This window comes from Bacillus cereus group sp. BceL062, from assembly GCF_051780025.1.
GTDB classification, from domain to species: domain Bacteria; phylum Bacillota; class Bacilli; order Bacillales; family Bacillaceae_G; genus Bacillus_A; species Bacillus_A toyonensis.
Map to the genome: position 1 here is coordinate 35,557 of NZ_JBPWGY010000009.1, position 22,903 is coordinate 58,459.

Here is a 22,903-nt window from a genome sequence, read left to right on the forward strand (position 1 = left end):
ATTATCTTTATGTCGAAGCCACGATATTTCTTGGGAAATGTGGAAGGCCCCGTCGATATATAGGGAAGACATTAGAGCGCTTCTTTACACCGCTGAATTTGAACTAATAATTTTTCATATTCTTGTTCAAGAAATGTGATGTCATCGTGATGATTGGGTATAGAAATCCGGCTGATAACTTCTGTTAATTTCGTTTGTAATCGCAATAATTCTTGTTCAGTAACGTTTACGGAAGCTTGAGTGGTTCTTTTGATGTATTGCTCGTAATTGCCATAGAATATTCTTGGTTCGCTCTCATCTACTTGTAGAATATGGTCTGCAACAGAACGAATAAAGGCACGGTCATGGCTAATGAAGAGTATAGTGCCAGGATACTCTTGTAACATGTTTTGTAATTCTTCCTGTGTTGTTAAATCTAAATAGTTCGTCGGTTCATCGAGCAGGAGCATATTATAGTTTCCTAAAAATACTTTTGCGAGTGCAACCTTCATTCGTTCACCCCCGCTTAGAACGTGCACAGGTTTATGAACATCTTCGCGGCGGAAAAGGAGCCGGGCAAGTATTGTTCGAACGAACGATTCAGTATAGCTCGATTCTTCTAGAACATTTTCTATAATTGTTTTATCTGTGTTTAAAATAGATAGTGTTTGCTCAAAGTATCCGATTTTACAACTCTTCGAAAGCTGGATACCACGCTCGTTTGCGAGAAGCATGTTGAACAAAGTTGTTTTTCCACTTCCATTTGCCCCTAAAATAGCAAGCTTTGCACCGGGGGCAATTGTCCCATTCATATTTTTAAATAGTGTGCGGTCGCCTATTTTCTTTGTTGCTTTATTGAACTGTACTGCCACTTTACTATGAATGGGTGTATGGTATTGCACGTCAAACTGAGCCTGAGAAAGATCTTTTGGCTTTTCTTTCTTTTCTAGTTTTTCGAGACGTGTTTCTAATACTTTGGCTGCTTTGCTGACCTGTTCTTGCCCATGAGCTCCACTTAATTTATAAAGTTTAGATTCAGATGAACTGAACCGAGTTGGGATTTTTGTCATGCTAGAAGCGCGTTGTTTTCTTTGTAAAATGGACTGTTCCAAACGATTTTTTTCTTGTACATATTGCTCGTATTCTGCTTCCTTTTGTATTCTCTCACGTTCTTTTTGCTTTCGATAGTTGGAATAGTTTCCTTTATATTCTTTAATCATCCCGTCTTCAACTTCGATGATTTTTGTACATATTGTATCTAGGAAATCGCGATCATGAGATATTAAAACAAGCGCACCTTTATAAGATGAAAGTGCCTTTTCTAATTGCTCTGTACCGAACATATCTAATTGGCTTGTTGGTTCATCAGCAAATAGAATGCCTGCCTCTTGTTCAAGGGCATGGGCAATCTTTAGGCGCATTCGTTCGCCGCCGCTCATTGAATTTGCGACGTTTGAAATACTCCATTTTCCTTTTGCAAGAGAAGAAGCGGTTTCCAGTATTGTATCGCTAAGCTGTGGAATGATAGCGATAGAACTATGATGAGTTACTGTCCCTTTGTCAGCTTCTATTTCTTTACTTAATATTTGCAATAACGTAGATTTTCCAGCTCCGTTGACTCCGACGATTCCTATGCGATCGTGTGCGTGAATTTCTAGTGATGGTAACGTAAATATGGTACGGTCACCAAAGCTCTTTTCAATATTACGTGCGAATAAAATAGTCATAAAAAAACCTCCCTAGTTTCACTAGAGAGGATAAACGTCGCCCTTCAATGTAAAAATCGTACATAAATAAACGATTTTTCACATGATCGTCTCGAAAGAAAGTATCGACAAATGGACAGACTAATCCCCTGCTAGTTTTCATCATTTTTGTTCACTATTTGTGATGGATGAAATAAATAAGAGAATTAGAACTTCATTGGTCAAAGTACCTTCCTTTCATAATATTATTTTTATTGTATGCGCATACAAACGGGTTTGTCAAACTTATTTCTGTTGGCTATTTTTAAATTTGCTATTATACAGCTGTGCCTTTGTAAGTGCTTCAGCATCATTTTTGATTTCATCCAATCCATTCGCATCCCCGATAATATACCCTTCAAATGATGAACCAACAAAATCAAAGATATACTGGAATTGAGCAATAAGTGGCAATGCTTTCAGTTTCGGATTGTCTCCGCCAACGATGACGACGTACATTTTTTTACCTTTCATTTTCTCTTTGAAATGAAGAGAGGTATCACGTAAGCTTTGTGACCAGCGATCAACGAAGTTTTTCATATGGCCGCTCATTCCGTACCAGTATAGTGGTGTAGCAAAGATAATCGTGTCGTGCTCTAGCATGCGTTTGGTTAATTGCTCGTAGTCATCATTTACAGGTTGAAATCCTTCAGCATCATGGCGTTGGTCTGTAATAGGATAAATGGTATGGTCACGTAAATAAATTTGTTCTGCTTTCATTCCATCAATCATCATATATGTTAAGGCTTCTGTATTCCCATTTTGTCTTGAACTGCCGTGTATAACAAACATGCAATCATCCCTTTTCTTTTTCTTGTTTTAGGAGTGAAACGTGTTTTTGTAAATTCGTTTGAATGTTGGAAAGTAATGAGATTTGCCTTGTTACTTCATTGAGCTTATCTTCGTAAAGTGCAAGGATACTGCTGCATGGATTTTCGTATAGATGTGGTTCGATTTCGAGGCAGCGCAGCATTCTTGCGGTTTCTTCTAAATTTAAGCCGAGCTGTAAGTACATTTGGATAAGCTCTACTTTTTCAATGGCACTTTTATCGAAATCACGATAGCCGTTTGTGAGGCGATTTGAAGGGAGCAATCCCTTTTCTTCATAATGTCTTAGTGATCTTTCGCTAACGCCAGTTTCTTTTGATAACTCTCCAATTCGCACTGCATTTCACTCCTTTTACATGTATTGTAAACCTTCACACTAATGTGAAGGTCAACTCTGTTTTTTCGCAAAAGAATCTACATGATTTAAAAACACTTGAATGGCTTTAGATGGAATGAAATATTTGCCACGCACGATGGAGAATGGACGAATTAGTTTTTCAGTTGGAACTTCGACGTGGAATAGTTCTTGGGCTAGTAGTTCTTTCCGCACGGTCCAATCAGAAAGTATAGCGATGCCAAGCCCGGCAGCGACGGCTTCCTTTACACTTTGAATGCTACTAAATGTAAAGAATCGTTTCATTTTTAAATGATGTTGATGAATAAAACGATCGCTATAGGCACGTGTCCCAGAGCCACTTTCTCTTAATACCCATACTTGGTCTTGGAGAGTAGCTTCGTTTATATCCTTGATGTGAAGTAATGGGTGATTTGGAGGGACGACGAGCTTCATTTCATCTTGCATAAACGCTTCAACGTCTACGTCAGCATATACGACTTGTCCCTCTACTAAGCCGATATCAATTTGATTAGAGCGAAGGCTTTGCAAAACTTCTTCTGTATTAGAGATAAGGGTATGAACTTCAACGTGCGGATTTTCATTGGCATAGTTAGCGAGTATTTTGGGAAGTAAGTATTCGCCAATTGTAAAACTAGCACCGATGCGAAGTGTTCCTGTTACAACGTTATGTAATTCGTTAATTTCCTGTTTTGCATCATCATAAAGAGAGAGCATTTGCTTTGCATGTATGTATAATATGTTTCCAGCTTCCGTAACTTGTACATGCTTTGGGGAGCGCTGAATGAGTGTAGTTCCAAATTCATTTTCCAGGTTGCGAATGTGCATGCTTACACCGGGTTGTGAAAGGTTTAAAAGTTCTGCTGCACGAGAGAAATGTTTCTGTTCAACGACAGTCACAAAGATTTTCAAAATGTCGACGTTCATTTGTTAGGCCCCTTTATTTTTGTTTTTATTCTATCATAAGTATTTCTGATGATAGAGATTGAATATTGATATTAAACTTATTATAAAAACTCTCTTATAATGTAAGTAGAAAGAACATGCATGTTCCAATACGATTATTGGGGTGGTACAAGGTGGAACAAACACTTGTTATACAAAAGAAAAAGGGCTTTGGATTTTCGCAAGGTATTGGGATTACATTATTAATCGCCATTGCTGCGAAATATTTAGCGGAGCTTCCATTTTTAAATATTATGGGACAATTAGTAATTGCTATTCTAATTGGGATGATTTGGCGCGCAGCGATTGGAGTCCCTCCAGAAGCGATAGCGGGAACGAACTTTGCGAGTAAGAAGTTGCTTCGCTTTGGGATTATCTTACTTGGAATGCGATTAAATCTGGTTGATATTGCGAAGGCTGGGCCGAAAGTATTGGTCATCGCAGCGGTAGTTATTACATTCACCATTTTCGTTGTATATGGATTGACAAAAGTATTTAAAGTAGAAAAGAAACTTGGGATTTTAACGGCGTGTGGAACGGCGATTTGTGGTGCGGCAGCGGTCGTGGCAATTGCACCACAAGTGAAAGCGAAGGACGATGAAACGGCGGTTGGTGCCGCAATTATTGCTATTTTAGGTACGATATTTACGCTTATTTATACATTATTATATCCAGTGCTTGGCTTATCTCCGTACGGTTACGGTGTATTCTCGGGGGCGACGCTGCATGAAATTGCTCACGTAATTGCGGCTGCGGCACCAGGCGGTAGCACGGCTGTCGACATCGCGGTTATCGTGAAATTAACGCGCGTTGCGATGCTTGTACCAGTAGCGATTTTAATTGGGTTATGGTTTGGTAAGAGCGAGGGAAGCGAAGAAAAGAAATCGTGGAAGGAGCTTCCGATTCCTTGGTTTATATTCGGATTTTTAGCGATGAGTGCGGTGCATTCACTCGGGATTATCCCCGAAGTTGTTGCCGGCTATATTGTAATAATTGCGTACATGCTTATCGCAATGGCGATGGCAGGTCTCGGTTTAAATGTAGAGTTTAAAACGTTCCGTAAGTTAGGAAGCAAAGCATTTGTAGCAGGGCTGATCGGCTCGGTTTGTCTTTCTATTCTTGGATATGTTCTTGTATGGGTATTAGGATTTATGTAGTAGAGGAGAAAGCTGTTCCAAAAGATATTTTGGGACAGCTTTTTCTTATGATTATAGCGCTATGGATTTCAGTATTTGTTAGTAAGTCGATATATTCGGAGAATCGCCGATATAAATGGAGTTGCGCTGATATATTTAGAAAATCGCCGATATAAATGGAGTTGCGCTGATATATTTAGAAAATCGCCAATATAAATGGAGTTGCGTCGATATATTGGGAGAATCGCTGATATAAACTTAACTACTATCGTACTTTGTTAGAGAAGGTGTTCAGTGGAATGTTTTTCTAAAATTTGTAAATTAATCTTTACTTGTAATTGGAAAATATTTATAATTTAAGTAAAGATATCTTTACTTTTGAAGGTGGATCCTATGGGTGTGAAAAATAAAATTAAAGAATTAAGAAAGCAAAATCATATAACACAAGTTGAAATGGCAAAGGTGATGCAGGTGACGCGTCAGACGATTGTAGCGATTGAAAATCACCATTACAATCCGAGTCTAGAGTTATCCCTAAAAATCGCCAAATATTTTGGGATGAAGGTGGAGGAAATCTTTACGCTGGAGTAAGGGGAGAAAAAATGAAAAATGCTAAAAAGTTGTATATCGATGCGTTTTTTAGATTGTTGTTGGGAGACGTTTTCGTTCGTATTATGAATCCAGCTATACCAATTTTACCGCTCGTAGTTAGTAACGTTTTAGCAATTGTATTTTTGACAGTGTATGTGTATTAAAAAAAGCGTAAGTACATAAAAGAAGAATTTCTAGATATAGATGAGCGAGTAAATGAAAATATAAAAAAGCATGTAAATGTTTCGTTTATCTTCGCATTCATTCTACTTATAGTTTATATTATTGCGAGCAAAGCGATAGGGAGAATTACTATACCTATTTCAGAAATATTCATTGTATGTAGTTTCTTATTTGCCAGTAGTCTCATCGTAGGAGTTATGAAGGGAAAACGAGCATAGGGATAGGAGGAATGAAAATGCAAGATGAGTTTGAGAGATTTCAGTCGGATAAAGCGTTTAAATATGTAGGGTTGTTTTTCACAATTAGTTTAGCCGTGTGGAGTTTGTACAATTTAATCGTTTATGGAAGTGCTGGCGTGCCGTTTGTGTTATTTGTACTAGGGCAGTTTGTTTATTTCTTTGTGAACTATTGGCCGAAGTGGAAATATAGAAATAGTAAAGGTGCTGATCGTGTATGAGTATGGCATCGAAGAATGTGTTAACAACAAGAAATAATAGATAGAAAAAGGGGAACTGGGATGGGATTACCGGTGTTGTGTGTCGCTACAGCTATATTTGCACTTCTTTGGGGAATGCAAAATTTCTCTCGTAATCCAGTGCCAAGTATTTGTATTATGATTGGTACTGTTGGTTTATCGTATTATTTATTACTATTGGCCCATTATCATAAAACGGCAACGAGCGTTGTTGTTGGAGCACTTATTTTATTTTGTGGGCGCGCTGTACAAAAAGGATTATTTCCGTAAAAGCTGTTTATACAATGAGTATAAACAGCTTTTTGTATTTTTTTTACAAAAGTCTTGAAAGTTACGTAACGTCATCTTTTATAATGAAGGGGAAGAGGTGATGGTAGTGATTTCAATACAAGAATTGACGAGAGAGACAGGGGTAACAGTACGTACATTACGTTATTATGATCAAATAGATTTATTAAAGCCGAGCGGGAAAACAGAAGGCGGGCATCGTTTATATAGTGAAGCTGACGTAATACGTCTCCAACAAATTTTATTTTTAAAGGAAATGGGATTTTCACTAAAAGAGTCTGCGAATATGTTAGTAAAAGGTGAGCTTAACTTAAAGGATTCGCTTGAAAAACAACTTCGGTTTGTACAGGAAGAACAAAAGAAATTCAATCGAATGGAGCGCGTTTTACAAGCAGTTGTTTATTCGGTGGATGTGGAGGGAGAGCTCGATTGGAAAGTTATGTTTGAACTGATCCAGCTTTCGAAACAGTCTTCTCGTATACGTGAAATATTTCAAAATGAAGTATTTTCAAAGGAAGAACAAAAGTTGCTTCATAATTTGCCAAATATGAGTGAAGAAGATCCGAATGTTTTAGAATGGGTGGATTTATTAAAGCAATTACGCACTTTTATGAAAGACGGTAAAGAAACTGCAAGTGATGAGGTGCAAGGGGCAATGAAGAGATTAATGCAGAAGTGTTTAGAAATGGCCAATGGTGATGAAGCGTTTTTAGATAAGTTATGGGAAGTTAGAAAATCGAAGGAAGATTCACAGAAAATGAGCATGTATCCAATCGAAGAAGAATTTTTATTATATATGGATGAAGCTTTTCGTATATATGATGAAAAGGAGAAGGATAAATGAGTATACTCGCAGAATATCGTTGGTACTTTTTAATTGGGGCAGAGATTGTATTTTGGTTATCGGCTATCGGCTTCTTTTTACTTCGTTACGGATTCCGTTTGAAAAAGGCGAGTTTTATTATGGGGATTGTACTACTCGTAAATGAAGTGTTCATTTTAACCTTAGGGGTAGTGGACTATTATCAAACAGGAAAGTTTTCTAACTTTCAGATTATTACCGTAATCATTTTATTGTATGCGGTCTTCTACGGGAAAAAGGATTTGAAGAAGCTTGATATATTTGTGCAAAAGTTAGCTGCGAAATGGCGGAATGAACCAGCGCCTGTTATTGAAGAACATATAGAATTAACAGGTATGGCCTATGCAAAGCAGGAAATAAAAAATTGGGTATTACATCTTGTTTTATTCGTTGTTGTGCATACTTTCTTTTTCTTCGCGTATGGGTTTATTCCATTTGAACAATGGGGCAATTGGTTAGAGTCAGGAATCGTTTTAAATAAAACTGCGAGTCGAGTGAGCCAAGTGTGGGCACTTATATTTTTAATTGATACAGCGATTTCATTTTCATATGTTCTTTTCCCGAAGAAGGAGAAAGGAAAAGAGAAGCTACTTTCGTAGAGGAAAGTAGCTTTTGCAGTATACAAATAATTCTTATAGGAGAGGATGACAATAGGAAAAAGAAGTGGTTTTATATGCCTACTTCTCTTTAGTTTAGTAGCATGCTCACAACCTAACATTACAATTGATAAGAAGAATGATGTCATTGTAAAGGAAGCAGTAACTTCTAATCTAGATAAATTTGAAAAGTTCGTTTTGAATGTGGAACAAGGGGAAGTTGATAAAATAAGAATTGTACATTATACACATGAAGGTGATCCGGTTTTTCAAACGTTAGAGTATAGTGGAACAGATATAATTCATATGTTAGATAATAGGCAAGATCGATTTGCTGGTAATCATACAGATATAGATGAAGATAGTTGTAAAAGGATTGTTAAAGAGCAGCGTGAATTACAAACGGCTTATAGGTTAATAGACTGTGTGAATGAAAATGGGCGCAATGGATATGATTTATTATATGTACCTAAAAAATAGAGTTAGTAGAGGAAGGAAGTTTTGACTCCTTCCTTTTTCTATGTATATATTGTCGAAAATTTTACCGAATATCTGTTCGTTTTTTTAGGTTTTTTATGGGCATTCGTGGTAAAATAATAATACAGATTTTTATGAGGAGGTCGGATTTTACTTGGAACATCAATTTGAAATTATCTCAGCGTATTCCCCGCAAGGTGATCAGCCGGTAGCTATAGAGAAGCTTGTAGAGGGACTTAATAGTGGAAAGAAAAAGCAAGTGTTGCTTGGAGCGACAGGGACGGGTAAGACATTTACGATTTCAAATGTCATTAAAGAAGTACAGAAGCCAACACTTGTGATGGCTCATAATAAAACGTTAGCAGGACAATTATATAGTGAGCTGAAAGATTTTTTTCCGAATAATGCAGTTGAATATTTTGTTAGTTATTACGATTATTATCAACCAGAAGCGTATGTGCCGCAAACGGATACTTTTATAGAGAAGGATGCGCAAATTAATGATGAAATCGATAAATTGCGTCACTCAGCAACGTCTGCATTATTTGAACGGGACGATGTAATTATCGTTGCGAGTGTTTCGTGTATATATGGTTTAGGTTCTCCGGAAGAATACCGCGAGTTAGTTGTTTCACTTCGAGTTGGTATGGAAAAGGACCGCAATCAATTGCTTCGTGAACTTGTTGATGTACAGTACGGACGTAATGATATTGATTTCAAGCGTGGGACATTCCGTGTGCGCGGAGATGTAGTTGAAATCTTCCCGGCATCACTTGACGAGCATTGTATTCGAATTGAATTTTTCGGTGATGAAATCGATCGTATTCGTGAAGTAAATGCGTTAACAGGTGAAGTATTAGCAGAACGTGATCATGTAGCAATCTTCCCAGCATCTCACTTCGTTACACGTGAAGAAAAAATGAAGGTTGCTATTGAAAATATAGAAAAAGAATTAGAAGAGCGTTTAAAAGAATTAAATGATAATGGTAAGTTGTTAGAAGCGCAGCGTATAGAGCAACGTACACGTTATGATCTAGAAATGATGCGCGAGATGGGCTTTTGTTCAGGAATTGAAAACTATTCCCGTCATTTAACACTTCGTCCAGCGGGTGCAACGCCGTATACGTTATTAGACTATTTCCCGAAGGATTTCTTAATTGTTATGGATGAGTCGCACGTATCTGTGCCGCAAGTAAGAGCAATGTATAACGGGGACCAAGCACGTAAGCAAGTACTTGTGGATCATGGATTCCGTCTGCCATCAGCTTTAGATAATAGACCGCTCACGTTCGATGAGTTTGAAGAGAAAACGAATCAAGTCATTTACGTTTCGGCAACGCCAGGACCATACGAATTAGAGCAGTCACCGGGGGTAATAGAACAAATTATTCGTCCAACAGGGCTTTTAGATCCACCAATTGATATACGACCAATTGAAGGTCAAATTGACGATTTATTAGGAGAAATTCAAGATCGTATTGCAAAAAATGAACGTGTATTAATTACGACTTTAACGAAAAAAATGTCAGAGGATTTAACGGATTACTTAAAAGATGTAGGAATTAAAGTGAACTATCTTCACTCTGAAATTAAAACGTTAGAACGTATTGAAATTATCCGTGACCTTCGCCTTGGTAAGTTTGATGTACTTGTCGGTATTAACTTATTACGAGAAGGATTAGATATTCCAGAAGTATCACTTGTAGCTATTTTAGATGCAGATAAGGAAGGATTCTTGCGTTCAGAACGTTCGTTAATTCAAACGATTGGTCGTGCGGCGCGTAATGAAAACGGCCGCGTTATTATGTACGCAGATCGCATAACGAGATCGATGGGAATTGCAATTGAAGAAACGCAGCGTCGTCGTACTATACAAGAAGCTTACAATGAAGAGCATGGTATCACGCCGAAAACGATTCAAAAAGGCGTTCGTGATGTAATCCGTGCAACGACAGCGGCCGAAGAACCGGAAACATATGAAGCAACTCCTGCTAAGAAGATGACGAAGAAAGAACGTGAGAAAACAATCGCTAAGATCGAAGCAGAGATGAAAGAAGCAGCAAAAGCGTTAGACTTCGAGCGTGCAGCTGAATTAAGAGATTTACTATTAGAATTAAAAGCGGAAGGGTGAAAAGAGTGAGCATGAGCAAGGATTTTATCGTTGTAAAAGGTGCTAGAGCACATAACTTAAAAAATATTGATGTAACCATTCCGAGAAATCAGCTTGTTGTTGTAACGGGATTGTCTGGTTCAGGGAAATCGTCATTAGCGTTTGATACAATTTATGCAGAAGGGCAGCGCAGATACGTAGAATCGTTATCTGCGTATGCACGCCAATTTTTAGGACAAATGGATAAACCGGATGTCGATACGATTGAAGGGTTGTCACCAGCGATTTCGATTGATCAAAAAACAACGAGTCGTAATCCACGTTCAACTGTCGGGACAGTGACGGAGATTTATGATTATTTACGTTTATTATTCGCACGAATTGGTACGCCGATTTGCCCAAATCACGGAATTGAAATTACATCACAAACAGTGGAACAGATGGTAGATCGTGTTCTTGAATATCCTGAACGTACGAAATTACAAGTGTTAGCTCCTATCGTCTCAGGACGTAAAGGTGCACATGTGAAAGTACTTGAAGATATTAAGAAGCAAGGCTATGTTCGTGTACGTGTTGATGGTGAAATGCTAGATGTGTCAGAAGAGATTACGTTAGATAAAAATAAGAAGCATTCCATAGAAGTTGTAATTGACCGTATTGTTATAAAAGAAGCAATTGCAAGCCGTCTTGCTGATTCACTTGAAAGTGCATTAAAGCTTGGCGGGGGACGAGTGTTAATCGATGTTATGGGAGAAGAGGAACTTCTATTTAGTGAACATCATGCATGTCCGCATTGTGGTTTTTCAATTGGTGAATTAGAGCCACGTATGTTCTCATTCAACAGTCCGTTCGGTGCATGTCCTTCTTGTGATGGACTTGGCTCAAAGTTAGAGGTAGATTTAGAGCTTGTCATTCCGAACTGGGATTTAACATTAAATGAACATGCGATTGCTCCTTGGGAACCGACAAGTTCACAATATTACCCACAACTTTTACAATCTGTGTGTAATCATTACGGCGTTGACATGGATATGCCTGTGAAAGATATACCGAAAGATTTATTTGATAAAGTGTTGTACGGGAGCGGTGAAGAGAAAGTTTATTTCCGCTATGTAAATGAATTTGGTCAAGTAAAGGAAAATGAGATTTTATTTGAAGGTGTTATTCCGAATATAGAGCGTCGTTATCGTGAGACGAGTTCTGATTATGTTCGTGAACAAATGGAGAAATATATGGCGGAGCAAGCTTGTCCGAAGTGTAAAGGCGGACGCTTAAAGCCTGAGAGTTTAGCTGTTTTCGTTGGTGATAAAACGATTGCTGACGTAACGAAATATTCTGTTCAAGAAGTACAGGAATTCTTCTCAAATGTTGAGTTAACGGAGAAACAACAAAAAATTGCTCATTTAATTTTAAGAGAAATTCAAGAACGTGTAGGTTTCTTAGTAAACGTTGGCTTAGATTATTTAACGTTAAGTCGTGCGGCTGGTACTTTATCAGGTGGTGAGGCACAACGTATTCGCCTAGCAACACAAATTGGTTCTCGACTCACTGGCGTACTTTACATCCTTGATGAGCCTTCTATCGGTTTACATCAGCGCGATAATGATCGTCTTATTCGTACATTGCAGGAAATGCGTGACTTAGGAAATACGTTAATTGTTGTTGAGCATGATGAAGATACGATGATGGCTGCTGATTATTTACTTGATATCGGACCTGGTGCAGGTATTCATGGTGGTCAAGTTGTATCAGCAGGTACACCAGCTGAAGTTATGCAAGATGAGAATTCGTTAACAGGAAAATATTTAAGCGGTAAAGAGTTTATTCCAGTTCCACTTGAAAGACGTAAAGGTGACGGACGTAAAGTGGAGATTGTCGGTGCAAAAGAGAATAACTTAAAGAATGCGAAGATGTCATTCCCACTTGGTACGTTTGTAGCGGTAACGGGTGTATCTGGATCAGGTAAAAGTACGATGATTAATGAAGTACTATATAAATCGTTAGCGCAAAAGTTATATAAAGCGAAAGCGAAGCCAGGTGCTCATAAAGAGATTAAAGGTCTTGAGCATTTAGATAAAGTAATTGATATTGATCAATCGCCAATCGGTCGTACACCACGTTCTAACCCAGCGACGTATACAGGTGTATTCGATGATATTCGTGATGTGTTTGCTCAAACGAATGAAGCGAAAGTGCGCGGATATCAAAAAGGACGTTTTAGCTTTAATGTGAAAGGCGGACGTTGTGAAGCGTGCCGTGGTGATGGAATTATTAAAATCGAAATGCACTTCTTACCAGACGTATACGTGCCGTGTGAAGTTTGTCATGGTAAACGTTACAACCGTGAAACGTTAGAAGTGAAATATAAAGATAAGAACATTTCTGAAGTATTAGGAATGACAATTGAAGATGGGGTACAGTTCTTCGCTAATATCCCAAAAATTAAGCGTAAACTTCAAACGCTTGTAGACGTTGGGCTAGGTTATATGAAATTAGGACAGCCGGCAACGACGTTATCAGGTGGTGAAGCACAGCGCGTGAAATTAGCCTCTGAATTACACCGTCGTTCTACAGGGCGTACGTTATACATTTTAGACGAACCAACGACGGGTTTACATGCACATGATATTGCACGTCTTCTAGAAGTGTTGCAACGTCTTGTAGAGAGTGGTGAGACGGTACTTGTAATTGAACATAATTTAGATGTAATTAAAACAGCTGATTATATCGTTGACCTTGGACCAGAGGGCGGGGACAAAGGTGGACAAATCGTCGCTTCTGGAACGCCAGAGCAAGTAGTAAAAGAAGAACGCTCGTATACAGGTAAGTATTTAAAAGAGATTTTAAATCGTGATAAAGCAAGAATGAAAGAGAAAATAAAAGAAGTAGAGCTATCGCAATAAGTTTATTACGAAAAACCGAGTGGAAATGACACTCGGTTTTTCGTTCATAGGGGGAGAAAATGGAGTTTATAGATGTTTTAAGAAAGAAAAATATGAAGGTAAGAGAGTTTCAAAATTGGGGTGTTTATTTTCGCAAGCGCTGGGAGGAGCATTTTGCAAACCATTTAAGTGATGAAGAAAAAGAAGACATTTTCCTTTATGGAGATAAGTATGGCTGTGGGTATCTTTGGCACATATTTAGTTATGAGAAGAAGAAGTGTTTAGAGGGGAAAGAAGCGGAGAACGCGTTTCATAATGAAGTGAAAAAGGAGTGCTATATCTTCTATCAACACTGTAATGATGTACTACTAATAAAAGATGCGAGTTTATTAAGTATGGATGATATATTACGTGAAACAGATGATATGTATAAAGGTGATATATATATTGTAGATAAAGATTTCACTTGGACTTTTGTAAAAACTCATGAAGATAGATGGTGTGGTCCTTATTTTACTAGGAGATGTTAGTAGGTATACAAGCATGAAGGGTAGAATAAGTTGATATAAGTGTTTGTATGACACTTGCGTTTATTGTCTATTAGCGTATGATGAAATATATATGTCAAAAGGATGTGTAAGAAAATGAGATGGATTGTATCACTTCTTGTAAATAGCGTTGTGTTAATCGCTGTATCGGGACTTTTAAAAGGGATTGCACCAGACGCGTTTTACGTAGCAAATATACAAACTGCAATTATTGCGAGTATTATATTGGCGGTTTTAAATGTGTTTGTAAAACCATTTTTAATTTTAATTACGCTACCAATTACTGTTGTAACGTTCGGGTTCTTCTTAATTGTTATTAATGCGATTACGTTAAAAATAACAGATTCATTATTAGGAGATGCTTTTAATATAACAGGGTTTGGCGTAGCAATTATTGCGGCAATTTGTATTTCTATTTTTAATATGATAATTGAAAAGGCAATTGTTGAACCGTTATATGAAAAAAAGAGAAAATGACAAAAAGAAAAACATTTCATCATTCGTATGAAATGTTTTTTTCTATTTATGAGAAACCGTATTTCTTGTTTCCAGAAAAAAATGGTACAATATCCGGTAGAATGGAATTTTACATCAAACGAGACTGAACCCGCAGCGGAGTGGAGGTTTATACATATGCCAAAAGTAAGGACAAAAGATTTAATTGAACAATTTCAATTGGAGTTAATAAGTGGTGAAGAAGGAATTCATCGTCCGATTGATACAAGTGATTTATCACGACCTGGAATTGAAATGGCAGGATTCTTTACATATTATCCAGCTGATCGCGTGCAGCTTCTTGGAAAAACGGAGCTTACGTTCTTTGATACGTTAACGACAGAGCAAAAACAAGAGAGAATGAAAGCGCTTTGTACCGAGGAGACGCCATGTATTATTATAACTCGTAATCAAGATGTACCAGATGAGTTATTACAAGCATCACGTGAATCAGGCATGCCTTTATTACGTTCTTCTCAAACGACAACGAGATTATCAAGTCGTTTAACAAATTATTTAGAAGGTAAGTTAGCACCAACAACTGCTGTTCATGGTGTATTAGTAGATATTTACGGTGTTGGTGTTTTAATTACAGGTCAAAGTGGTGTTGGTAAAAGTGAGACAGCTCTTGAACTTGTGAAGCGTGGCCATCGCCTTGTTGCGGATGATAGTGTAGAAATTCGCCAAGAAGATGAAGACACATTAGTAGGAAGCTCACCAGATTTAATTGAGCATTTATTAGAAATTCGTGGTCTAGGCATTATTAACGTTATGACGTTATTCGGTGCAGGGGCAGTGCGAAATTATAAGCGTATTACACTTGTTATTAATCTTGAAATTTGGGATCAAAAGAAAAATTATGATCGCTTAGGTCTTGATGAAGAGAAGATGAAGATTATTGATACAGAACTTACGAAGATTACACTTCCAGTTCGCCCTGGTCGAAACTTGGCTGTTATTATTGAAGTAGCAGCAATGAACTTCCGTTTAAAACGTATGGGAGTGAATGCGGCACAACAGTTTTCTGAACGATTAATGAGTGCGATTGAGTTAGGGAATCAGGAGTAAACATTGGAGAGGGAGGTCATACATATGCTGTTAGGTTCTGTACCACAGCTTGACCGCGTAGCCATCCAACTTGGGCCGTTTCCTGTTTATTGGTATGGGATTATTATCGGTACAGGTGTGCTATTAGGTCTTTGGCTAGCAACTCGTGAGGGAGAAAGGCTAGGTATTCCAAAAGATACATTTGTTGACCTTGTATTAATTGCAGTACCGATCGCTATTCTATTTGCGAGAATGTACTATGTTATTTTTGAATGGGAATATTACGCGCAAAATCCGAGTCAAATTATTAATATTCGTCAAGGTGGCTTGGCGATTCATGGTGGTTTAATCGGGGCTGTTATTACAGGTATTCTTTTTGCAAAACGACGCGGGCTTTCATTCTGGAAGTTGGCGGATATTGCTGCGCCGAGTATTTTATTAGGACAAGCAATTGGCCGATGGGGAAACTTTATGAACCAAGAGGCGCATGGTGATGAAGTAACGAGACAGTTTTTAGAAGGTCTTCATTTACCAGATTTCATTATTAATCAAATGTATATCGAGGGTGTGTATTATCACCCGACGTTTTTATATGAATCATTATGGAATTTTGCAGGTGTCATTTTATTACTCGCACTACGAAAAGTGAATTTACGACGCGGGGAATTATTCTTTACATATTTAATTTGGTATTCAGTAGGGCGCTTCTTCGTAGAAGGCTTACGTACAGATAGTTTAATGCTAGGACCACTTCGTATTGCACAAGTAATGTCAATTGGACTTGTTGTTATTTCTATTATTTTCATTATTGTGAGACGAAAAATGGGGCAAGCTGATAAAAGATATTCAGAAAATTAGAGACAAGTAGCATCTTATTATAAGATGCTGCTTCTTTCATATTCAGGAAAGCGAAAGGACTAGGGCGATGCAAATAAATACAGTGTTATTTGATTTAGATGGAACTTTAATTAATACAAACGAACTTATTATTTCTTCTTTTTTACACACTTTAAATACATATTATCCAGATCAATATAAGCGTGAAGATGTGCTGCCATTTATCGGTCCATCTTTGCATGATACTTTCAGCAAGATTGATGAAAATAAAGTTGAAGAGATGATTACATGTTATCGTCAATTTAACCATGAGCATCATGATGAATTAGTAGAAGAATATGAAACTGTATACGAAACAGTTCAAGAGTTGAAAAAACAAGGTTATAAAGTTGGTATTGTTACAACGAAAGCGAGACAAACCGTTGAGATGGGATTAAAGTTGTCAAAGCTTGATGAGTTTTTTGATGTTGTCGTGACAATTGATGATGTGGAACATGTGAAGCCACATCCAGAACCACTTCAAAAAGCGCTCGAGTTATTAAATGCGAAACCAGGAGAAACAATGATGGTTGGGGATAATCACCATGATATTGTCGGCGGACAAAATGCGGGTACGAAAACAGCTGCGGTTTCATGGACGTTGAAAGGTAGAGCGTATCTAGAATCTTACAAACCAGACTTTATGCTAGATAAAATGAGTGATTTACTGCCGATTTTGTCCGGTATTAACCGATCATAAGTAGAGGAGAGGATTAAGTGCGACGGACAACGCGCTATCCTGTTTCAGGAGAGAATTCATTATGGAATGTGTATAAAACCGTTTCTTTTTGGAAGGTAATGAAAAACTTTATTATTATTCAAATTGCACGTTACACACCGTTTTTATCTGTGAAGAATTGGTTATATCGTACGTTTTTAGGAATGAAAGTAGGAGAAAAAACATCATTTGCACTTATGGTTATGCCCGATATTATGTTTCCCGAAAAAATCACTGTGGGTGACAATTCAATTATCGGATACAATACAACGCTTTTAGCGCATGAATATTTGATTCGTGAATATCGACTTGGAGAGATTGTCATAGGAAATGAAGTGATGATTGGAGCGAACACGACAATCTTACCGGGGGTAAGGATTGGAGATAGCGCCATTGTTTCGGCTGGAACACTTGTCCATAAAGATGTACCGAGCGGCGCTTTCGTAGGTGGAAATCCAATGCGTATTATTTATACGAAAGAGGAAATGGCGGCTCGAGAAGGTTGATGCTAAAAATGTAACATTTCTTTTCTTTTTTTATGAATAAAAAGGAAATAATTGAGTATAATATACTGTTTTGTTTTTTACGGAATCGTTTATACTTATAGATAGAAGAATGTGTGAGCGAAGAAAACAAAAAACTGGAGGATATATGGGGAAAAATCAAAGGATATATAAGGAGAACGGACAAGTTATCTCTTTTAACCAATTAGCGGACTTCTTTTATAAAAAAGGGATGAGGGCTTACAAAGGGCAAAAATTGCAAGATGCAATTAAATATTTTCGAAGAGCGGCACAAAGCGAGAAGGAGCCGTTTATTTTATGCCAATTAGCAATAGCGTTATCTGAGGCTGGTGAATACCAAGAGTCGAATCAGATATTTCTAAAGCTTGCTAGATCCAACCCTGAACTTGAACAATGCTATTATTTTATTGCAAATAATTATGCATATATGGGTTTATTTCAACAAGCGAAGAAGTATGCGGATCGATATTTAGAAGTTGCGAAAGAGAAGGAATTTGTAGAAGATACATTAGAATTGCTTGAGATTATGGAAGAAGAAGCAATGGGTGCGGAAGAGATTGAGGATGAAGATGATTTAATTGTTATGCAAGAAGAGGCAAATCGTTATATTCGTAATGGACAATTAGAAGAAGCAATTGCTACATTAGAAATTGTTACGAAAGATTATCCGGAATTTTGGTCGGGTCATAATAATTTAGCCATCGCACATTTTCAATCTGGTAATGTAGACAAAGCGTTGAAATTAACGGAAATGATTTTAGAGAAAAATCCTGGTAATATACATGCGCTTTGTAATACGCTTATTTTTCTATATTCAATTGGGGAACATAAACAAGTAGAAGCATTAGCGGGACAGCTAGTTTCAGTATATCCGATTTCATTTGAACATCGTTTGAAACTTGGAACGACCCTTGCAACAATTGGTTATTTCGAGCATGCATATAAGTGGTTCAAAGTATTAAAGCGTCAAGGATATGAGGGAGACGTAAGTTTTTATTATTGGTTTGCGTATTCTGCGTATATGGTGAAAAATCAGCAAGTAGCTGAAAAAATGTGGCAACATGTAGTAGAATTGCACCCTGATAAAAAAGGAAAAGAGCCGTGGAACGCACTAAATTTAGCGGATGAAGGGCAAAACGTGTTGTTTGAAGAATTACAAAAGTCATTTCAGCAAAGTGCGACGCTAGAGGAGCAAATGCTAGCTTTATATTTAATGAATGAATTGTCAACACCAGAGAAGGTCGGATTCTTTTTTGATGTAACGCAAGTGAAAAATGGTGTTCCAATTGTATCGCAACTTGCAAAGTATTTCTTTTTACTTAATAGTCATAAAGGTATTCCTGCTGATTTACAGCAATTTGAACAATGCGCGCGAATCGCGGACGCATTATATAATTATACGAAAAAGGACGATGAACTAATCGAAGAGTGTTTACACTTTTGGTTTTGTACGTTCATACGTTTATATACATCCGGGTCTGTTTTTACAAACGTGTACGGTTGGTCGGCGGCAATTGAATATATTGTGCGCGGCGAACAAGGAAATAAGATGACACAGTCGGAGCTTGGAGATGTATATAATGTATCTGTAGGGACTGTTCGAAAGTATGTGCAAGCTGTTAAGCGTACGCACACATAGTATAAGCAAATCATTGGGAAAAAAATGATGCTAACAGTATAATGAGGGTAACTTAATTGTGTAGGAATGGATAGGAGTGAATGGTGTGTCAGAAGAAAAAATTTATGATGTCATTATTATTGGTGCAGGACCAGCTGGTATGACAGCTGCAGTATATACATCTCGTGCGAATTTAAGCACATTAATGCTTGAGCGTGGTATTCCAGGTGGCCAAATGGCAAACACAGAAGATGTAGAAAATTATCCAGGTTATGAGTCTATTTTAGGACCAGACTTATCAAATAAAATGTTCGAGCATGCGAAGAAATTTGGTGCTGAATATGCATATGGTGATGTGAAAGCAGTCATCGATGGTAAAGAATACAAAACAATTATTGCTGGTAAAAAAGAATATAAAGCACGTGCAATTATCGTTGCAAGCGGTGCAGAATATAAAAAAATTGGTGTGCCAGGTGAAACAGAGCTTGGCGGCCGCGGTGTATCATATTGTGCAGTATGTGATGGGGCATTCTTTAAAGGAAAAGAACTCGTTGTTATTGGAGGCGGAGATTCAGCTGTTGAAGAGGGTGTGTTCTTAACGCGCTTCGCATCAAAAGTAACAATCGTTCACCGTCGTGATACTCTTCGTGCACAGAAAATTTTACAAGATCGTGCATTCCAAAACGAGAAAGTGGATTTCATTTGGAATCACACTATAAAAGAAATTAATGATGCAAATGGTAAAGTAGGAAGTGTAACACTTGTAGACGTAAATAGTGGAGAAGAGAAAGAAGTAAAAACTGATGGCGTTTTCGTATACATCGGTATGTTACCTTTATCAAAACCATTTGTTGAACTAGGTATTACAAATGAAAATGGTTACCTTGAAACGAACGAGCGTATGGAAACGAAAGTTCCTGGTATTTTCGCAGCAGGTGATGTTCGTGAAAAAATGCTTCGTCAAATTGTAACGGCAACAGGTGACGGTAGTATTGCTGCACAAAGTGCACAACATTACGTAGAAGAATTATTAGAGGAATTAAAAACTGTAACAGAAAAATAAGGGGTAATACTCCTTTTGAGAAGAAAGCTACCGATAGGAGCTTTCTTTTTTTATGTAAAAATGTCAAAGTTTTGTCAAAAACAATTAGGATTATAAGCTTTCTTATTGATATACTGGACTTTACGGAAAAAATCACTATAAGAAATGAGGAATTTATTCAGTATGGAATGGCGTAATATATATCGTGGATTTTGTATGGGAGTTAGTGATTTAATTCCTGGTGTGAGCGGCGGTACAATCGCTGTAGTGTTAGGGATTTATGAACAATTGCTTGCGGCAATTAGCGGGTTCTTTAGTCGTGAATGGAAAAAACATTTAGGATTTTTAATTCCCCTTGCAGCTGGTGTGGCGGCAGCGTTTTTAACGTTAAGTCACGTTATTAAATATTTACTTGCAAATCATTATGAACCGACTCAATTTTTCTTCCTCGGTTTAATTATTAGTATATTACCGATGTTAATGAGAGAAGCTGATGCAAAGGCGACGTTTAAAGGTAAGCACATCGCTTTATTAATAATTGCAGCTATTCTTGTTGCGATAACAGCGTTCTTTAAGCCAGATAAGGCAGCAGATCCAATTACGACGTTAACAATTTTAAATGCAATCGGTTTATTTTTCGCAGGATGGATGGCTAGTATGGCTATGCTCCTTCCTGGAATTAGCGGATCGTTTATTTTATTAATTATTGGTGTTTATCCAACGGCAATTAACGCTTTAACTACACTTAATTTACCATTAATTATGGTTATTGGTGCTGGTGTTATGGTCGGATTTGTTGTAAGTAGTAAAGGAATTAGCTTTTTATTAGATCGTTATAAAAATATGACATTTGCAGTAATTATTGGACTTGTTATCGGTTCGATTGTAATTGTTTTCCCTGGTATTCCAACTGGCGGATTTTCAATTGTAAGTTCGATCATTACCTTCATTTTAGGATTTACGATTGTTACTTATTTCGGTAAGAAATAAAGAATGTAATCCCCTTAGCGATAAAAATCGTTAAGGGGATTTTTATGTGTGATTCATTGTAATTGCAAGCATTTAGATTGCTTGTTATAGAAAGCTTTTTTACAATTGTTGAGGACTATGTGTTTAGCGAAAGAGGACTGGCTCCTTCGTTGTAGCAAACTGTTTTTGATAGTATAATGAAATGAGTATGCAGTGATAAATTTTGCTGCAAGTAGCTGAGGTGAAGAAACATGCAAAGAGTGACAAACTGTGTGTTAATTAGAGATAATGAAGTACTCTTACTCCAAAAACCTCGCCGAAATTGGTGGGTTGCACCAGGCGGGAAGATGGAGCGTGGTGAGACAGTAAGAGATTCCGTTGTTCGCGAGTATCGTGAAGAAACAGGTATTTATTTAAAGAACCCAGCGTTAAAAGGGGTCTTCACTTTTGTCATCCAAGAAGGTGATAAAGTTGTTTCTGAATGGATGATGTTCTCCTTTTTAGCGACAGATTTTGCAGGAGAAAACAAACTAGAGAGCGAAGAAGGCATCATTGGTTGGCATACATTTGATAAGATTGATGATTTAGCAATGGCGCCAGGAGATTATCACATTATTGATTATTTAATTAAAGGGAATGGTATAATCTACGGTACATTTGTATATACCCCAGATTTTGAGCTGCTTTCATATCGATTAGATCCGAGTTAAATTGCCAAGGAGAGGATACGATGACAGAGAATAATGATATAAAAATGGTGATTATTACAGGAATGTCTGGAGCCGGAAAAACAGTAGCTTTACAAAGTTTTGAAGATTTAGGATATTTTTGTGTAGATAATTTACCGCCGATGTTATTGCCGAAGTTTATTGAGCTTATGTCGGATTCAAAAGGGAAAATGAATAAAGTAGCGCTTGGCGTTGATTTACGTGGCCGAGAGTTTTTCGAACATTTATGGGGAGCGCTTGATGATTTATCAGAACGTACATGGATTATTCCTCATATTTTATTTTTAGATGCGAAAGATAGTACGCTTGTAACTCGTTATAAAGAAACGAGACGTTCGCATCCGCTTGCGCCGACTGGTTTGCCGTTAAAGGGAATCGAAGCGGAGCGTAGTTTATTAACAGATATGAAGGCACGAGCGAATATTGTGCTTGATACATCGGATTTAAAACCGAAAGAATTACGTGAAAAAATTGTTCATTTGTTTTCTACTGAAACTGAGCAAGCATTTCGTGTAAATGTTATGTCCTTTGGATTTAAGTACGGTATTCCAATTGATGCAGATTTAGTATTTGATGTTCGTTTTTTACCAAATCCATATTACATTCCACATATGAAGCCATTAACAGGACTAGATGAAGAAGTTTCGTCGTATGTACTGAAATTTAATGAGACACATAAGTTTTTAGAGAAACTGATAGATCTCATTACTTTCATGCTGCCTCATTATAAAAGAGAAGGCAAAAGTCAACTTGTAATTGCAATTGGATGTACAGGTGGACAGCATCGTTCTGTTACGCTTACAGAGTACCTTGGGAAACATTTGAAACCAGAGTATAGCGTTCATGTATCTCATCGTGATGTGGAGAAGAGAAAGGGCCATTAGGG

At 37.5% G+C, this 22,903-nt stretch carries 24 protein-coding genes and 1 pseudogene; 21 read left to right on the forward strand and 4 right to left on the reverse strand.

All coding sequences use genetic code 11. The features are described from left to right. Positions 1–71: 71 nt before the first annotated feature. From abc-f to ACS2MN_RS20195, 4 genes are all read right to left on the reverse strand, one after another. The gene (gene abc-f, locus ACS2MN_RS20180; RefSeq protein WP_346994795.1) at positions 72–1,706 is read right to left on the reverse strand and encodes a ribosomal protection-like ABC-F family protein; all 1,635 of its coding nucleotides are present in this window, start codon (positions 1,704–1,706) and stop codon (positions 72–74) included. A 264-nt stretch (positions 1,707–1,970) separates the two neighbouring features. Further along, the gene (locus tag ACS2MN_RS20185; protein WP_097954037.1) at positions 1,971–2,516 is read right to left on the reverse strand and encodes a flavodoxin family protein; all 546 of its coding nucleotides are present in this window, start codon (positions 2,514–2,516) and stop codon (positions 1,971–1,973) included. A gap of 4 nt (positions 2,517–2,520) precedes the next feature. Next, positions 2,521–2,889 carry a MerR family transcriptional regulator gene (locus ACS2MN_RS20190; RefSeq protein WP_001219224.1) on the reverse strand — a complete coding sequence of 123 codons (369 nt, stop codon included), beginning with the start codon at positions 2,887–2,889 and terminating at the stop codon, positions 2,521–2,523. 51 nt (positions 2,890–2,940) lie between these two features. Beyond that, on the reverse strand, positions 2,941–3,834 hold the full coding sequence (locus ACS2MN_RS20195) for a LysR family transcriptional regulator (protein WP_001099965.1): 894 nt from the start codon (positions 3,832–3,834) through the stop codon (positions 2,941–2,943). Between the two features lie 152 nt (positions 3,835–3,986). On the opposite strand from ACS2MN_RS20195, the gene ACS2MN_RS20200 reads away from it, so the two are divergent. The 21 genes and pseudogenes from ACS2MN_RS20200 to rapZ all read left to right on the forward strand — a co-directional run bounded on the left by ACS2MN_RS20200 (position 3,987) and on the right by rapZ (position 22,901). Beyond that, positions 3,987–5,009, forward strand: coding sequence for a YeiH family protein (locus ACS2MN_RS20200; RefSeq protein ID WP_000438410.1), 1,023 nt, complete (start codon positions 3,987–3,989; stop codon positions 5,007–5,009). A gap of 372 nt (positions 5,010–5,381) precedes the next feature. Then, positions 5,382–5,579, forward strand: a complete 198-nt coding sequence (locus ACS2MN_RS20205) for a helix-turn-helix transcriptional regulator (protein ID WP_000538369.1) — start codon at positions 5,382–5,384, stop codon at positions 5,577–5,579. An 11-nt stretch (positions 5,580–5,590) separates the two neighbouring features. Further along, positions 5,591–5,980 (forward strand): annotated as a pseudogene (locus ACS2MN_RS20210) (hypothetical protein). A gap of 17 nt (positions 5,981–5,997) precedes the next feature. Further along, a complete protein-coding gene (locus ACS2MN_RS20215) occupies positions 5,998–6,219 on the forward strand; it encodes a hypothetical protein (protein WP_087970410.1) in 222 nt (73 codons plus the stop codon). Between the two features lie 60 nt (positions 6,220–6,279). Then, a complete protein-coding gene (locus ACS2MN_RS20220; RefSeq protein ID WP_000524132.1) occupies positions 6,280–6,507 on the forward strand; it encodes a hypothetical protein in 228 nt (75 codons plus the stop codon). Between the two features lie 100 nt (positions 6,508–6,607). Continuing rightward, positions 6,608–7,369: a MerR family transcriptional regulator gene (locus ACS2MN_RS20225; protein WP_000260340.1), complete on the forward strand. Its 762-nt coding sequence runs from the start codon at positions 6,608–6,610 to the stop codon at positions 7,367–7,369. Beyond that, positions 7,366–7,986: a hypothetical protein gene (locus ACS2MN_RS20230; protein WP_098226718.1), complete on the forward strand. Its 621-nt coding sequence runs from the start codon at positions 7,366–7,368 to the stop codon at positions 7,984–7,986. Before ACS2MN_RS20225 ends, ACS2MN_RS20230 begins: the two co-directional genes overlap by 4 nt. Before the next feature lie 45 nt (positions 7,987–8,031). Further along, positions 8,032–8,463: a DUF4362 domain-containing protein gene (locus tag ACS2MN_RS20235; protein WP_000151994.1), complete on the forward strand. Its 432-nt coding sequence runs from the start codon at positions 8,032–8,034 to the stop codon at positions 8,461–8,463. A 151-nt stretch (positions 8,464–8,614) separates the two neighbouring features. Then, positions 8,615–10,591 carry an excinuclease ABC subunit B gene (gene uvrB / locus ACS2MN_RS20240; RefSeq protein ID WP_000401006.1) on the forward strand — a complete coding sequence of 659 codons (1,977 nt, stop codon included), beginning with the start codon at positions 8,615–8,617 and terminating at the stop codon, positions 10,589–10,591. Between the two features lie 11 nt (positions 10,592–10,602). Next, positions 10,603–13,473, forward strand: a complete 2,871-nt coding sequence (gene uvrA / locus ACS2MN_RS20245; RefSeq protein ID WP_142348966.1) for an excinuclease ABC subunit UvrA — start codon at positions 10,603–10,605, stop codon at positions 13,471–13,473. Between the two features lie 59 nt (positions 13,474–13,532). After that, the gene (locus ACS2MN_RS20250; RefSeq protein WP_000394320.1) at positions 13,533–13,982 is read left to right on the forward strand and encodes a DUF4275 family protein; all 450 of its coding nucleotides are present in this window, start codon (positions 13,533–13,535) and stop codon (positions 13,980–13,982) included. A 114-nt stretch (positions 13,983–14,096) separates the two neighbouring features. Then, positions 14,097–14,477: a phage holin family protein gene (locus tag ACS2MN_RS20255; RefSeq protein ID WP_001267312.1), complete on the forward strand. Its 381-nt coding sequence runs from the start codon at positions 14,097–14,099 to the stop codon at positions 14,475–14,477. A 156-nt stretch (positions 14,478–14,633) separates the two neighbouring features. Then, positions 14,634–15,563 carry an HPr(Ser) kinase/phosphatase gene (gene hprK, locus ACS2MN_RS20260; RefSeq protein ID WP_001127251.1) on the forward strand — a complete coding sequence of 310 codons (930 nt, stop codon included), beginning with the start codon at positions 14,634–14,636 and terminating at the stop codon, positions 15,561–15,563. Positions 15,564–15,587: 24 nt separating this feature from the next. Continuing rightward, positions 15,588–16,400, forward strand: coding sequence for a prolipoprotein diacylglyceryl transferase (gene lgt / locus ACS2MN_RS20265; RefSeq protein WP_000924230.1), 813 nt, complete (start codon positions 15,588–15,590; stop codon positions 16,398–16,400). A gap of 67 nt (positions 16,401–16,467) precedes the next feature. Continuing rightward, on the forward strand, positions 16,468–17,118 hold the full coding sequence (gene ppaX / locus ACS2MN_RS20270; RefSeq protein ID WP_001166731.1) for a pyrophosphatase PpaX: 651 nt from the start codon (positions 16,468–16,470) through the stop codon (positions 17,116–17,118). A 17-nt stretch (positions 17,119–17,135) separates the two neighbouring features. Beyond that, on the forward strand, positions 17,136–17,642 hold the full coding sequence (locus tag ACS2MN_RS20275; RefSeq protein ID WP_001255056.1) for an acyltransferase: 507 nt from the start codon (positions 17,136–17,138) through the stop codon (positions 17,640–17,642). A gap of 145 nt (positions 17,643–17,787) precedes the next feature. Continuing rightward, positions 17,788–19,299, forward strand: coding sequence for a tetratricopeptide repeat protein (locus ACS2MN_RS20280; RefSeq protein ID WP_346994797.1), 1,512 nt, complete (start codon positions 17,788–17,790; stop codon positions 19,297–19,299). 85 nt (positions 19,300–19,384) lie between these two features. Then, complete coding sequence (gene trxB / locus ACS2MN_RS20285) at positions 19,385–20,341, forward strand: thioredoxin-disulfide reductase (RefSeq protein WP_001288066.1); 957 nt, start codon at positions 19,385–19,387, stop codon at positions 20,339–20,341. A 162-nt stretch (positions 20,342–20,503) separates the two neighbouring features. After that, the gene (locus tag ACS2MN_RS20290) at positions 20,504–21,310 is read left to right on the forward strand and encodes a DUF368 domain-containing protein (RefSeq protein ID WP_000455191.1); all 807 of its coding nucleotides are present in this window, start codon (positions 20,504–20,506) and stop codon (positions 21,308–21,310) included. 230 nt (positions 21,311–21,540) lie between these two features. Next, the gene (locus ACS2MN_RS20295; RefSeq protein WP_001190080.1) at positions 21,541–21,999 is read left to right on the forward strand and encodes an NUDIX hydrolase; all 459 of its coding nucleotides are present in this window, start codon (positions 21,541–21,543) and stop codon (positions 21,997–21,999) included. Between the two features lie 20 nt (positions 22,000–22,019). After that, positions 22,020–22,901: an RNase adapter RapZ gene (gene rapZ / locus ACS2MN_RS20300; RefSeq protein WP_000138467.1), complete on the forward strand. Its 882-nt coding sequence runs from the start codon at positions 22,020–22,022 to the stop codon at positions 22,899–22,901. Positions 22,902–22,903: the final 2 nt, after the last annotated feature.

Excerpts from the sequence above, each read along its gene's own strand:
- abc-f (WP_346994795.1), bottom strand. The coding sequence starts at position 1,706 with ATGACTATTTTATTCGCACGTAATATTGAAAAGAGCTTTGGTGACCGT.
- ACS2MN_RS20185 (WP_097954037.1), bottom strand. The coding sequence starts at position 2,516 with ATGTTTGTTATACACGGCAGTTCAAGACAAAATGGGAATACAGAAGCC.
- ACS2MN_RS20195 (WP_001099965.1), bottom strand. The coding sequence starts at position 3,834 with ATGAACGTCGACATTTTGAAAATCTTTGTGACTGTCGTTGAACAGAAA.
- ACS2MN_RS20205 (WP_000538369.1), top strand. The coding sequence starts at position 5,382 with ATGGGTGTGAAAAATAAAATTAAAGAATTAAGAAAGCAAAATCATATA.
- ACS2MN_RS20215 (WP_087970410.1), top strand. The coding sequence starts at position 5,998 with ATGCAAGATGAGTTTGAGAGATTTCAGTCGGATAAAGCGTTTAAATAT.
- ACS2MN_RS20220 (WP_000524132.1), top strand. The coding sequence starts at position 6,280 with ATGGGATTACCGGTGTTGTGTGTCGCTACAGCTATATTTGCACTTCTT.
- ACS2MN_RS20225 (WP_000260340.1), top strand. The coding sequence starts at position 6,608 with ATGGTAGTGATTTCAATACAAGAATTGACGAGAGAGACAGGGGTAACA.
- ACS2MN_RS20230 (WP_098226718.1), top strand. The coding sequence starts at position 7,366 with ATGAGTATACTCGCAGAATATCGTTGGTACTTTTTAATTGGGGCAGAG.
- ACS2MN_RS20235 (WP_000151994.1), top strand. The coding sequence starts at position 8,032 with ATGACAATAGGAAAAAGAAGTGGTTTTATATGCCTACTTCTCTTTAGT.
- uvrA (WP_142348966.1), top strand. The coding sequence starts at position 10,603 with ATGAGCAAGGATTTTATCGTTGTAAAAGGTGCTAGAGCACATAACTTA.
- ACS2MN_RS20250 (WP_000394320.1), top strand. The coding sequence starts at position 13,533 with ATGGAGTTTATAGATGTTTTAAGAAAGAAAAATATGAAGGTAAGAGAG.
- ACS2MN_RS20255 (WP_001267312.1), top strand. The coding sequence starts at position 14,097 with ATGAGATGGATTGTATCACTTCTTGTAAATAGCGTTGTGTTAATCGCT.
- hprK (WP_001127251.1), top strand. The coding sequence starts at position 14,634 with ATGCCAAAAGTAAGGACAAAAGATTTAATTGAACAATTTCAATTGGAG.
- lgt (WP_000924230.1), top strand. The coding sequence starts at position 15,588 with ATGCTGTTAGGTTCTGTACCACAGCTTGACCGCGTAGCCATCCAACTT.
- ppaX (WP_001166731.1), top strand. The coding sequence starts at position 16,468 with ATGCAAATAAATACAGTGTTATTTGATTTAGATGGAACTTTAATTAAT.
- ACS2MN_RS20280 (WP_346994797.1), top strand. The coding sequence starts at position 17,788 with ATGGGGAAAAATCAAAGGATATATAAGGAGAACGGACAAGTTATCTCT.
- ACS2MN_RS20290 (WP_000455191.1), top strand. The coding sequence starts at position 20,504 with ATGGAATGGCGTAATATATATCGTGGATTTTGTATGGGAGTTAGTGAT.
- ACS2MN_RS20295 (WP_001190080.1), top strand. The coding sequence starts at position 21,541 with ATGCAAAGAGTGACAAACTGTGTGTTAATTAGAGATAATGAAGTACTC.
- rapZ (WP_000138467.1), top strand. The coding sequence starts at position 22,020 with ATGACAGAGAATAATGATATAAAAATGGTGATTATTACAGGAATGTCT.